This is a genomic window from Flavobacterium sp. AED (assembly GCF_000812945.1).
In the GTDB taxonomy this organism is placed as follows: Bacteria; Bacteroidota; Bacteroidia; order Flavobacteriales; family Flavobacteriaceae; genus Flavobacterium.
Genome location: NZ_JSYM01000001.1, coordinates 718,925 through 732,271 on the forward strand (window position 1 = coordinate 718,925; position 13,347 = coordinate 732,271).

Below are 13,347 nucleotides of genomic sequence, written 5' to 3' on the forward strand. Positions count from 1 at the left end.
AAATTAAAACAATCAAAAAGGCATGGTACTCAACTGGATTAAAATATTTATTTACCACTTAAAGCAAAACAAGCTGTTTTCTTTTCTCAACGTTTTGGGATTAAGTATTGGAATCGCAGGATTGATTTTCGCCATTTTATATTGGAATGACGAACAAAGTTATAACGCTTGGAATCCAGAAAAAGAAAGCATATTTCAAGTTGTAAATGATCAACCCAGATCTGGCTTTTTGGCTTACAATGTTATTCCTTTAGGAAAAACTCTAAAACAAAATTCTACTGAAGTTGAATCTTATTGTAATTTTCAACCTGGTTACAACGGAGCACTTATTGTATATAAAGACAAGAAAGAAGTTGTTCAGAAAATTCTAAAATCGGAAGGCAATTTTTTCTTCTTTTTTCCTTTCCAATTTACAAATGGAAGCGCAAAAACAGCTTTGAAAAACAAAAATAATGTTGCGATTTCTGAGCAAACAGCAGAGCTTTTATTTGGCAGTGAAAATCCAATGGGCGAATCAATAAAAATTGGCGAAATGAATTGCGTTGTTGGCGGCGTTTATAAAATTTCTGAAAAATCTTCTGTCACGCCTTCAGTGGTTTTACGTGAAGAATTTGAAGAAAATGTCAAAAAAAATGTTGAAAATTGGCAAAGTCATACTAGTTTTTTAGTTATAAAATTAAAAAATCCAGAACGAAAAGAAGCGATTGAAAAGCAGATTTTGAATATTTACATAGAAAAACAAGCAAAAAAAGCAGCGAAAGAAAAAGGAATTTCGACGGAAGATTACATCAAAAATTTTGGTTTAGACAAACCTTATTTAGAATCTTTGGAAACCGCCAGATTGCATTCAAAAGTAGTTAACGGTTATCCAGAAGGAAGTGGTAATTATCAATTTTTGCTTATTATGCTTGGCTTGTCGATCTTTATTTTAATTCTTTCTATTGTGAATTATATAAATCTCGCCACAGCAAATGCCATAAAACGAGCAAAAGAAGTTGGCGTTCGTAAAATTATTGGTGCTGCAAAATCACAAATCGTTTTTCAATTTGTATTGGAAACCGTGATTACAACGTCCTTTGCTGTACTTTTTGCTTTGGTAATTGTTGAACTTTTCTTACCCTATTACAATCAGTTTTTATCTAAAGAATTGGTCATGTACAGCGGTCAATTTTATATCCAATTGCTTCTTGTTTTTATAATCACAGTTCTTTTTGCCGGAATTTTTCCTGCAATTTACATTTCAAATTTTGAAGTCCTAAGCGTTTTGAAAGGAAATTTCAGCCGAAGTAAAAAAGGAATCTGGCTCAGAAATTCCATGCTTATTATGCAATTTGCAATAGCTTCTTTTTTCATTATAGGATCTTACATCGTCTTTCAGCAAGTGAATTTTATGATTAATAAAGAACTTGGATTTAAAGGAAATCAAGTCTTAAATATCAATTTTAACGAACCAAAAAAGCCAAAAGATTTTGATATGATTCAAAACGAATTATTGAAAATAAAAGGTGTTGAGAAAGTTTCGGCAGGTAATTTTTCTTTTGGATATGGTGGTTATTTCTCTTCCGTTTTTGCCTACAAAGGAAAAGACGTTGAAGTTGATAATATGTCAATGGAATTTGGGATGCTGGACTTGATGAATATTAAAATTGTTGAAGGAAGAGATATTTCGCCAAAATTTGCTTCGGATACAATCAGTTCAGTACTTGTGAACCAATCAGCGGTAAAAATGATGGGTGAAAAGAATCCAATTGGAAAAGAATTTGACATTAGAGATGATGGCGAAAATCCTGGAATACGAAGATTAAAAATTGTTGGGATTGTTCAAAATTTTAATGTTTATGGACCTCAGAAAGAAATTCCTCCGATGCTATTTTACCATTTGAAAACTATTTCAGAAAGTAGTTTTTTAAGCCGACTTTATGTAAAAATAAATCCAAGAAATAGTGAAGAAACGATTTCGGAAATAGAAAAATTTTGGACAAAAAAAATCGACACTCGTTATCCTTTTTCGTATGATTTTGTTGATAAAAATTTTGCCCGAACGTATAGCGACTACATCAGTCAAAGAAACCTTTTTTCGCTGTTAAATATCGTCGTTATCTTAATTGCACTTTTTGGATTATTCTGCCTAGCTTCATTTTCTATCGAAAGGCGCATGAAAGAAATTGCCATAAGAAAAACGCTGGGTGCCGAAACGAATGTTTTATTGAAAGAATTGTCAAAACAATACATTGTTTTCTGTATCATTGGATTTCTAATTACGCTGTTTCCAACTTATTATTTACTCAACAAATGGTTAGAGAATTTTGCTTATCGAATTGAAATTTCCATTTATCCATTTCTAATTGGATATATTGTTTTGCAATCATTAACATTATTGGTGGTGCTTTCGAGAGCGCATCAGGCAACAAGAATGAATGTTTTAAAATACTTAAAATACGAATAATCATGCTAAAAAATTGGACAAATATATTTTTATATCACATCAAAAAGAACAAGCTTTTTACAGCTTTGAATATTTTGGGTTTGAGTATTGGAATTGCGGGATTAATTTTTGCTTTACTTTATTGGAATGATGAGAAGAGTTACAATGATTGGAATCCTGAAAAAGGGAATGTTTTTCAGGTTTTGGTCGATATTGGAGAGAACGAAGCAGGAGCAAATACTCCAGTTACTATTGAACCATTCTTAAAAAATGAGCCTAATATTGAAAAGATGATGTACTGCGAAAATTGGTACGAATCCCCACTTTATAAATATAAAGGCAAAAAAATTATTATTCAAAAATTGTTTAACGCTGAAAATGATTTCTTTGATTTTTTTCCTTTTGAGTTTCTTCAGGGAAATCCAAAAACGGTATTGCAAAATGAAAATAGTATTGCTATGAAACAAGAAACGGCGATACAATTTTTTGGAACAGAAAATCCTATTGGGAAACAAATTCAATATGAAAATCAAATTCTAACCGTAACCGCTGTATATAAAATTACCGGTAATTCATCGATTGCTCCTGATGCAGTAGTGAACAATATGAAAAGAAGGATTAATCAAGATAAAGATAATTGGGGAAATTTTAATAATGGTTGGTTTATCAAGTTAAAAGACCCTTCAAAAGCGAATGAAATTTCGAAAAAAATCACTTCAATTTACTATCAAAATAAAATAGTTAAAGAAGCAAAAGGAGAAGGAATCAGTCCAAAAGAATTTGAATCAAAATATGGTCATTTTAATTTCATATTAGAACCTCTTTCAGTTTCCAGATTACATTCTAAAGGACAAGGAATGCCTGAAGGGAATGGAAATTACCAATTTTTACTGATAATGGTTGGATTGTCTATTTTAATTTTGATATTATCTATAGTCAATTATATCAATCTGGCAACAGCAAATGCTATTCGTCGAGCAAAAGAAGTAGGTGTGCGAAAAATTGTTGGTGCTTCAAAAGCTGAAATAGTCAAACAGTTTTTGTTTGAAACTATAATTACTGTTTCGATTTCTATTTTGCTGGCCTTGGTTATTGTTGAACTGTCATTACCATATTATAATGAGTTTTTAGATAAAAAATTAATCATTTATGGAAACCAATTTTATCTCCAAACTATTTTCATTTTTATAATTACTGTGGTTTGTGCAGGCGTTTTTCCAGCGATATATGTATCTAATTTTGAAACTTTAAAAGTGTTGAAAGGGAATTTTGGAAGAAGTAAAAGTGGTGTCTGGCTTCGGAACGGAATGTTAATTCTGCAATTTGGCATTGCTTCCTTCTTCATTATCGGTTCTTATATTGTGTACGAGCAAGTACGCTATCTAGCCAATAAAAACTTAGGATTTTCAGGGGAACAGGTTTTAGAAATTTTTTATTACAAACCTGAGGCCATTCGTAACGCGAAAAATTCAGAACAGCAGATATTTGATCGATACACCACTATCAAAAATGAAATTTTAAAAATAGAAGGAGTAGAGCAAGTAGCAACCGGAGCATTCAAGTTTGGTGGGGGAAATGATTCTTCTTCGAGTTTTAGTTATAAAGGCAATAATATTCAAGGTCAAAATTTGGCAGTTGATTTTGGGATGCTTGAAATGATGAAAATTGAAATGGCACAAGGCCGTTATATGGATCCAAAAATCGCTTCAGATACTATAAATTCGATGATGGTCAATGAAACCGCTTTAAAGATAATGAACGAGAAAAATCCAATTGGTAAAATTGTCGATTGGAATGGTAATAAACTCAAAATTATTGGTGTCGTAAAAGACTTCAGCCTTTATAATCCACAAGGGAATGTACCTCCAATGGTCTTTTTTCACTTCAAAACAATTGGCTGGATGATTGGAAATATACAACATATCTACGTAAAAGTGAAAGCTGAAAATACAGAGCAAACTATTGCAGCTATTGAAAAATTCTGGATTAAAAATGTGGATTCAGATTATCCATTTCAATATGATTTTATTGATAAAAGTTATATGCGAACTTATAAAACCTATGTAAAACAGAAGAACCTGTTTACATTATTAAATGTAATTGTAATTGGCATCGCTCTCTTCGGATTATTCTCTTTGGCTTCGTATTCGATACAAAGACGAATGAAAGAAATTGCTATTCGAAAAACGCTTGGTGCCGAAACAAATGTTTTACTTAAAGAATTATCCAAACAATACATCATTTATTGTGTCATAGGATTTTTGATTGCCTTATTTCCAGCCTATTATTTACTCAACAAATGGTTGGAGAATTTCGCTTACAGAATAGATATTTCAATCTATCCTTTTTTAATTGGATTTGTAGCTTTACTGTCCTTAACCCTAATAGTGGTACTTTCAAGAGCTTATCAAGCCACAAGAGTAGATGTTTTATACTATTTAAAATACGAATAACCATGCTGAAAAATTGGATTAACATATTTATTTACCATCTTAAAAACAACAAGTTATTTTCAGCTTTGAATGTTTTAGGATTGGCAATAGGAATTGCGGGATTAATTTTTGCTTTGCTGTATTGGAACGACGAACAAAGCTATGATGCTTGGAATCCTGAAAAAGAAAAAGTCTATCAGGTATTGGTAAAATTGACTGATATGCCAATTATGGCAGAACATCCGGCGCGATTGAAACCTCATTTAGAAAAAGACACAAATGTTGAAACTATTGTTTTTGCTGACGATTGGTATCAAAATGACAAAATTATTTACAACGGTAAGAAAACTTTAGTAGATAAAATCATCAATACCGAGCGTGATTTCTTTTCTCTTTTTCCTTTTAAAATGATTCAAGGAAATGCGATTTCAGCATTGAAAGATAATACAAGCATTGCAATTTCTGAAAATCTTTCTAAGCGAGTATTTGGTAATGAAAATCCAATTGGCAAACAAATCAAATGCTTTGATACTATGTTTACAGTTCGTGCTGTATATCGCATTCCAGGTAATTCTTCAATTGCCCCGGATGTTGTGGTGAACACTTTGAAAAATATAATGGATTCAGAAAAACAATACGGTCTTTTTTCATTAAAAATTCTCTTAAAACTAAAAGATCCTTCAAAAGTGGAAAGTACAAGAAAAATGCTGGAAAAAGCGTACTACGATGAAGGAATAGTAAAAACGGCAAAAGAAGCCGGCTTTACTCCAGAGGAAATGACGAAGAAATTAGGGCATTTTACAGTTTTCATGGAACCGCTTTCACAAGCCAGATTGCATTCGAGTATAGATGGTTATCCGGAAGGTCGGGGCAATTATCAGTTTCTAATAATTATGGCTGGATTATCTATTTTGATACTCTTTTTATCGATTGTTAATTATATCAATTTGGCTACCGCCAATGCCATAAAACGAGCGAAAGAAGTAGGTGTTCGCAAAATTTCGGGCGCATCAAAAGGCAATATTATCAGGCAGTTTGTTTTTGAAACGATTCTGATCAGTTCTTTTTCGATTCTATTGTCTTTGGTAATTGTTGAATTGGTTTTGCCTTATTATAATGCCTTTTTAGGTAAAAATTTAAAAATTATTGGCACTCAGTTTTATTTAGAACTGATTGTAATATTCATTCTTACAATTTTGGCTGCGGGAATATTTCCGGCTATTTATGTTTCTAATTTTGAAACCTTAAAAGTGCTGAAAGGAAATTTTGGAAGAAGTAAAAGTGGCGTTTGGTTGCGCAACGGAATGTTAGTTTTTCAGTTTGCCATTGCAACATTTTTCATTATTGGATCTCATATTGTTTATCAGCAAGTCAACTATTTAATTAATAAAGATTTGGGTTTCAGAGGAGATCAGGTAATTGCAATCAACTTAAATTTCCCTAATTCAGATTATGAAGTAGAAAACCCCGGACTAAACATTTACAACAAATACACTACTATTAAACAAGAGTTGGCAAAAATAAAAGGAGTTGAAAACAGTTCAACAGCTCTTATGTCTTTTGACGGTTCGGATAATTCAGTAGGTCCGGTATTGTATAAGGATGTACTTTTTAAAGAGCGTACGGTTGCAATAGATTATGATTTTTTACAAATGATGAAGATAAAAGTTATAAAAGGCAGGGGACTTGAAAAAAAATATGCTTCTGACACTATTTCTTCGGTACTAATTAATGAAACTGCTCAAAAATTGATGAGCATGAAGGATGCTTTGGGACAGGAAATTAGCATTAGAAAAAGAAAATTAAAAATCATTGGAATAGTTAAAGATTTCAATTTATTGAGCCCCGAAGCCGAAGTTCCACCAATGTGCTTTTATCATCCTAAAACTGTGGGTATTGCTCAAAATATAGGTAAGGTTTACGTGAAATTAAAATCGGATAATGTTGAAAATACAATAGCCGATATCGAGAAATTATGGAGTTCTGTGGATACCGAATATCCTTTTAAATATGATTTTGTAGACAAACAATACGCAAGGACTTATGAAGAATATGTAAAACAAAAAAATCTTTTTTCATTGTTGAATGTAGTGGTAATTCTAATTGCTCTTTTCGGATTATTTGCTTTGGCTTCCTATTCGATACAAAGGCGAATGAAAGAAATTGCAATCCGAAAAACACTTGGAGCAGATACTACTGTTTTGTTGAAAGAGTTATCAAAACAATATATTTTGTATTGTATAATTGGGTTTTTAATAGCCTTATTTCCAGTGTATTATTTATTAAACAAATGGCTTGAAAATTTCGCCTTTAGGATAGATATAGCTGTATTTCCATTCGTATTTGGATTTATAATCTTATTAGTTTTAACACTAATAATTGTGTTATCAAGAGCTTATCAAGCAACAAAAACAGACATATTGAAATATTTAAAATATGAATAATAGAATCGTTTTAACAGTAGTCTTTATACTATTTTGTGCTTTTGCAAGCGGCCAGGAAAATCCTTGGTCGCTTACAAAGTGTATGGAAATGGGGTTTCAGAATAATATCGAAATAAAAATCAGACAGCTAGAAATTAAAAGAACACAGAAGTCACAAAACTCCGTTTTAAATCGAATGTTGCCAACGATCAATTTATATGGTGAACAAGGTTATAATTTTGGTTCTACCATTGATCCTTCAACAAACGGAAGGATAAGTTCTAATTTGCAAAATAATAATTTTTATGGCAATGCCCGAACAAATCTAATTGATTTCAGTGCTTTTGCAAATGCTCAAAAAGATAAAATAAATATTGAATTGGCTAAAGCCGAGAAAGATGTTGTAGAAAATGAATATAAATTACAGCTTTTAGAAAGCTATTATCAGGCACTTTACACTCAAGAATTATTAAAAATTCAAAAAGAGCAACTCAAACAAACTATTTTCAACTTGGACAGAGTAACGAAAGAAGTCGCCATTGGGAGTAAACCTCAAAGTGATTTGTATGATATGCAATTGAGCTTTTCGGAGGAAGAAAATAGAAATTTGGAAACTGAACAGTTGTATGCAATTAAAAAAACGCAATTATTTCAATTAATGAATGTTACTAATGTTGCAACTGATAAAGTGGTTTTGGAGCTCTATTTGAACGAAGCAACAACTGACGCTATTGAAAAGATAGTATATAATCCTAAAATAAAGCTTGCTGAACTCCATTATCAAAATAGTTTGAAGTCGATAAGCTTAGAAAGAGCTAGTAATTTGCCCACATTGTCAGCTTATTATGGATATTCCACTTTTTATTATAAAACTTTAAATCAAGTGAACACAGATAGTTTTAAGAATCAATTAGAAAACAACAGAAGTCAACAAATAGGTATGCAGTTGAATGTTCCTGTTTTTAATGGCTTTAGAAATAATAAAAAAATCAGTGCATCAAAAATAGTAAGTGATAAGGTAAAACTGGTCTTAGAGCAAGAAAAACAACAATTAGACAAACAAGTCGTTTTAGAAGAACAAAACAAAAGAAATTATTTGGAACTTCAGAATAAATTGATAGAAAAACTAAGATATGCCAAAGCTTCACTAATTACTACGCAAGCAAAGTTTATAAGTGGAAAAATAGAAGCGGTTTTATATTCCACTGTGAAAAACCAATTGCTGACGGCTGAGTATGAAGTGTTGAAAAACAATCTTCAACTGCAATATATTGACCTGAAAATAAATCTGTTGAAAAATAATGTTTTATAAAAAATGAAGCCTAGAATTTAAAGTATTTACAATTCTTAATATAGTTTTATTCTAAAGTTAATGCCCCCAGAATTTCTTCGGATAAAAACGGTCCACCTGGATAAGTAGCTGTATAGTCGAGATTCATCCATATTTGACCACGTTCATCGATGTGATAATGAAGTTGTTTCTCGTTACTTTCATTTACAAACAAAACATTTTTAATTAGAAAATTTACTTTTTCTAAATCTTTTTGGGAGCCAATTAATATTTCGGGATAAATATGTCCTTTAGTATGAATTAATCGGGGAGTTCCACCAATTGCTCTGACACTTGCTGCCATTAAGATGGAATGATCATCGCAATCGCCTGAAAAATAGTCTAATGATTCACTGGCAGATGCAATATAATCCCCATCTTTAGGATCACTCACATAATTCCATCGATGATTTATTTCTTTAAATACAGCAAAACATTGAATAATAGTTCTGTAATCAGAATATCCCTTTACATTTTTGAAATATTTAGTTGTTGCCATAATCGCAAAATTCCTCACTTTTGGATTCTGATATTCTATGGCATTAATGATTTTTGATTTATTAGGAAACGGAAGCAGTTTGGCAATGATTATGTCCTGCGGATACGGATTGTACGACATGGAATACATCATTGAATTATAGTCTTCAAAAACACTGTTGAAACCATAATTCCCAATCACGGAACCATAAATTAAGACCAGTAAATACAAAAGAATGCAAATAAGAATAATTGTTCGAAGAAATCTCAAGATTAATTGTATTGATACTACGATGAGTAGGAACAAAATGATTCGGTCAATATTAAAAAACCAATTGGGATTAATTAGGTTTTGATGTACAATTATAAAAACCGGAATCGCAATTAATATGTTTAAGACAAAAATAATAACGTCATCCCAGGGTTTTTTGACCTGAAATTTTTGTTTAATACCTTGAAAAGTAATTTTTTTTATTTTTATCATAATAACATAAAAACAGAAATCTAGACTGCTTTTACAATTGCATCAAAAGTACCTTTTTTATCGATAATTTTAAGTTGAAATAATTGATTTTGAATTTTGTTTAACACTTTCTCTGTTAAAGGTTTTTGTGACCATTGCGTTAAAGAAAGCCATTCCTGAATATCGTCTATTTTTTGATTGTAATTTGACGCTAAAATTTTGTCAATACTAGGAATGTCTTTAAATTCTAGAGTTGTTTGATTGATGATTTCTAAAATTTTAGAAATGATTTTTGGATCTTTTTCTAAAACTTCATCCCGAATAGCAATTACAAAACAAGGCCAAGGCGTAGGGCAGTCGCCAACTCTGCGGAAAATTCCTTTGTCAACAAGTGGTTTTGTCATGAAACGTTCCCACATAAAATAATCAGCAGTTCCGTTTGTCAAAGCTTCAACCGCGCCATCAATGGTATTTACAATTTCAAACTGCAGATTATCCGTTTTCCAACCTTGATTATCAGCATTGACATATGCCATTAATTGCGAACCAGAACCTAATCTGGAAATTGCCACTTTGGTATTTTCTAGATCAGCTACCGTTTTATAATTGGAGTTTGCAGCTACGTGAATCCCCCAAATTAAAGGACTTTCTACATAAACCTGAACAATTTTACTAGGATTCCCGGCAACGATATCTTTTACGATTCCTTCGGTTAGGATTACGGCAATATCAGTTTCCCCATCACGAAGCATTTGGCACATTTTACCGGTTCCTTCAGGAACGTCAGTCCATTGTAAATCGATATTTTCTTTTTCGAAATCTCCGTTTTCGATGCTTAAATGCCAAGGAAGATTAAAATGTTCAGGAACTCCAGCTATTTTTATTGTTGTCATTTTTATTAAAATATTTTTTGAATAATTATTATTAAAACAAAAAAGAAAATACCTCCTATTATTTTGTTGTTAAATTGATGTCCCATTTCGTCATAATAATTAGCATTTTTTTTTGGACCATATAAATATTCATCAAAAGTAAATTTATCTTTATTTGATAAAGTTCTCCAAATGGTTCCAAATATCCATCTAATTGAAGCTCCAATAAAATTAAAAAATATTCTACCAAAATAATTCATAAATATTTTTTTATCGTCAATCGTTTTAACTAGCCTCGATGAAAACGTAAATCCTATTGTGCCGGGGTTCGGCGCAATAAATTGCAGTGTACAGCGGGAATTAGCTCCTGAAATTACACATTAATATCTTTAAAATTATTCACTCTTGCATAACGAATCATATTGGTAAACGCTTCTTGGTCCAGTTTTGGTATTTCAAGAATAGAGTTCAATAAGGCAGTATCGTATTCGTTGGCAGCAGTTGTAAAATAGGGACTTAAATGCTTACCAATACTTTCATAATACAATTTTTCAATGACGTTTTTATATTTGAAATCTAAAGGATTTTGTATTAAAGTGAAATTGGTGTATCCCACCTCTTTCATAATCAACTGTAATCCATTTATCATATTGAAACTTTTATTATTTACAATATTAAGTTGTTCAATATCTTCTCTTTCGAATGTGTTTACAATCACTTTTGCGACATAATCGACAGGAATAATGTTCAAACCTGTTTCTTCATTGACGATAAAACGAACATTTTCTTGTTCGCCTTTTCGTTGGGAAGTAAAGTGAAAGAATTTTGCCAAAAGATAAAAAACCATGTATTTCGGAATGAAATATTGGTTTTCGGTTCCCAGCATTTTACCTCCAATAACACTTGGACGGAGAATTTGGAAGGGTAAACCTATTTTTTGGCATTCTTGGGCTATAAAATTTTCCGAATGGAATTTGGCATTTTCATACGCATTGCGATGCTCTGGTTTAAAACTTAAACTATGAAAATCATTATCAATTACTCCTTTTCGGATTCCTGATGAAAAAGCAGTTCCTATATAGATGAACTTTTTTATAAAGGGATGAAATATATTGAAAAGTGATTTTGTGATTGTAGTATTTTCATCAAAAATTTTCTCTCGTAGCTCTTCATCTGTAGATAAATTCACGTATCCAGCCGAATGAATAAAATAAGCACCTTTTATTTGGTTTGGAAAAGTATCTTGAATTGAAGCTAAATCCGTATCGATGATTTCGATATATTCGTGCAGATTTGACAGCCCTTTTTCTTTTATGATTTTAGGAGTGTAACTACTGGATAAGAGTTCGTTTATTCTATCTAAAGCGGAGTTTTTTCCTTTATTTCTTGCGATAAGAAAAAGTTTTCCGTCAATTTTATTGTTGATAAAAAGTTCCAGAATTTCATACATAATATGAGAACCTAAAACTCCTGTAGCACCTGTAAGTATTATTTTCATTATTGGATTGTTCTAAAAAACAAATGTAGTTTTAAAAAAATTAAAGTAGAACTTTTTTAAAACTACAAATGGATGAGATTTTGAAAATTAGAACGTTTTACCCTAAAGCAATTTTATCTAATGTATATGCAATCAATTCATCGACCGCTTTATATGGATCTTCACTAAAAGTTCCCGAAGCCCGATTGGCAATTATAGCGTTTAACGATAACGCATTATGTCCTAAAAGAGCCGAAAGTCCATATATAGCTGCTGTTTCCATCTCTAAGTTTGTGATTTGGTTGTCACCAAATTTAAAATTATCCATTTTAGAATTCAATGCTTCATCTTGAATATTTAGTCGCAACACACGCCCTTGTGGACCGTAAAAACCTCCGGCAGTTGCTGTAATTCCTTTATGCATTTTGTCGCTTTCAATCATTTTTTCCAGTGACGAAGAACACGAAATTACATACGGTTTCCCTTTTCGCAAATCCCAATTGGTGTGTTTTATAAAAGCTTCTTCCATTTCAATATTCGAAACTTCGTCAATTAAATAGGAGCGGAGCATGTTGTCCAAGCCTAATCCAAATTTAGACATCACAAAACTATCCACGGGAATATCTGCCTGTAAAGAGCCGGAAGTCCCAATACGGATGATGTTTAATGAAGTTAGATTTTCTTTTGGTTGACGGGTTTTCAAATCAATATTAACCAAAGCATCCAATTCGTTCATGACAATATCAATATTATCTGGACCAATTCCCGTTGACATCACAGTAATTCTCTTTCCTTTGAAAATTCCGGTTTGGGTTTTGAACTCTCTTTTTTGAGCAGAAAATTCGATACTGTCAAAAAAATGTGTGATTTTTTCGACACGATTTTGGTCACCTACAAAGATGATATCATGCGCAATATTTTCCGGTTTTAAATTCAAATGGTATACACTGCCATCTGGATTTAATATTAATTCTGATGATTGAATCATTATTTTTTTGTTTAAAGTTTAAGGTTTACAGTTGCTCAACTGAACCTTTTTCCTAGCCTCCAACACGTTTTACTTTAAAGCCTTTTTCTTTTAAAATAGTCATGATTTTATCCCGATAATCGCCTTGTATAATGATGGAATCCTCTTTAAAAGTTCCACCAACACTTAATTTGGTTTTGATTTCTTTGGCAAGAATTTTAAAATCCTCATCTGTTCCTTCGTAGCCCTCGATTATAGTTGTAGCTTTTCCTTTTCGTTTTTCGAATTTGCAAATCATAGGTTCTTTTTGAACGTATAATTCGTGGGCAACTTCTTCAATTGCTTCTTCAGGAGATGGTTCGTGATCCGGAAAAAGGTTTTTTAATTGGTCTTTTAAGTCCATAATTTTAAAATTAATTTTATTTAAAACCATTTATAAATTTAGAATATAAAGTTCATTTTCTTAATTTCTAAAGAGTAA

The 13,347-nt window shown here is 31.6% G+C and carries 10 protein-coding genes; 4 read left to right on the forward strand and 6 right to left on the reverse strand.

The genetic code is table 11. The features are described 5' to 3' along the window. Nucleotides 1-22: 22 nt before the first annotated feature. From OA85_RS03275 to OA85_RS03290, 4 genes are read left to right on the forward strand one after another with little or no spacing between them, the layout of a single operon-like run. Nucleotides 23-2,446, forward strand: a complete 2,424-nt coding sequence (locus tag OA85_RS03275; protein WP_039108068.1) for an ABC transporter permease — start codon at nucleotides 23-25, stop codon at nucleotides 2,444-2,446. A 2-nt stretch (nucleotides 2,447-2,448) separates the two neighbouring features. Then, on the forward strand, nucleotides 2,449-4,878 hold the full coding sequence (locus tag OA85_RS03280) for an ABC transporter permease (RefSeq protein WP_039108069.1): 2,430 nt from the start codon (nucleotides 2,449-2,451) through the stop codon (nucleotides 4,876-4,878). Between the two features lie 2 nt (nucleotides 4,879-4,880). Beyond that, complete coding sequence (locus OA85_RS03285; RefSeq protein ID WP_039108070.1) at nucleotides 4,881-7,301, forward strand: ABC transporter permease; 2,421 nt, start codon at nucleotides 4,881-4,883, stop codon at nucleotides 7,299-7,301. Beyond that, nucleotides 7,294-8,592, forward strand: a complete 1,299-nt coding sequence (locus OA85_RS03290; RefSeq protein ID WP_039108072.1) for a TolC family protein — start codon at nucleotides 7,294-7,296, stop codon at nucleotides 8,590-8,592. The genes OA85_RS03285 and OA85_RS03290 overlap by 8 nt, the downstream gene beginning before the upstream one ends. A 46-nt stretch (nucleotides 8,593-8,638) precedes the next feature. On the opposite strand, the gene OA85_RS03295 is transcribed toward OA85_RS03290, so the two are convergent. The 6 genes from OA85_RS03295 to OA85_RS03320 form a co-directional block, all read right to left on the reverse strand. Further along, complete coding sequence (locus OA85_RS03295) at nucleotides 8,639-9,571, reverse strand: hypothetical protein (protein WP_039108073.1); 933 nt, start codon at nucleotides 9,569-9,571, stop codon at nucleotides 8,639-8,641. 20 nt (nucleotides 9,572-9,591) lie between these two features. Beyond that, entirely contained in the window at nucleotides 9,592-10,443 is an 852-nt protein-coding gene (locus OA85_RS03300) for a substrate-binding domain-containing protein (protein WP_039108074.1), read from the reverse strand. Between the two features lie 5 nt (nucleotides 10,444-10,448). Continuing rightward, a complete protein-coding gene (locus tag OA85_RS03305) occupies nucleotides 10,449-10,682 on the reverse strand; it encodes a hypothetical protein (RefSeq protein ID WP_039108075.1) in 234 nt (77 codons plus the stop codon). Nucleotides 10,683-10,795: 113 nt separating this feature from the next. Beyond that, entirely contained in the window at nucleotides 10,796-11,920 is a 1,125-nt protein-coding gene (locus OA85_RS03310) for an SDR family oxidoreductase (protein WP_039108076.1), read from the reverse strand. A gap of 97 nt (nucleotides 11,921-12,017) precedes the next feature. Next, nucleotides 12,018-12,887 carry a nucleoside phosphorylase gene (locus tag OA85_RS03315; protein WP_039108077.1) on the reverse strand — a complete coding sequence of 290 codons (870 nt, stop codon included), beginning with the start codon at nucleotides 12,885-12,887 and terminating at the stop codon, nucleotides 12,018-12,020. Between the two features lie 52 nt (nucleotides 12,888-12,939). Continuing rightward, nucleotides 12,940-13,269 (reverse strand): translation initiation factor, encoded by a 330-nt coding sequence (locus tag OA85_RS03320; RefSeq protein ID WP_039109329.1) that lies wholly within the window; start codon nucleotides 13,267-13,269, stop codon nucleotides 12,940-12,942. Nucleotides 13,270-13,347 lie beyond the last annotated feature (78 nt).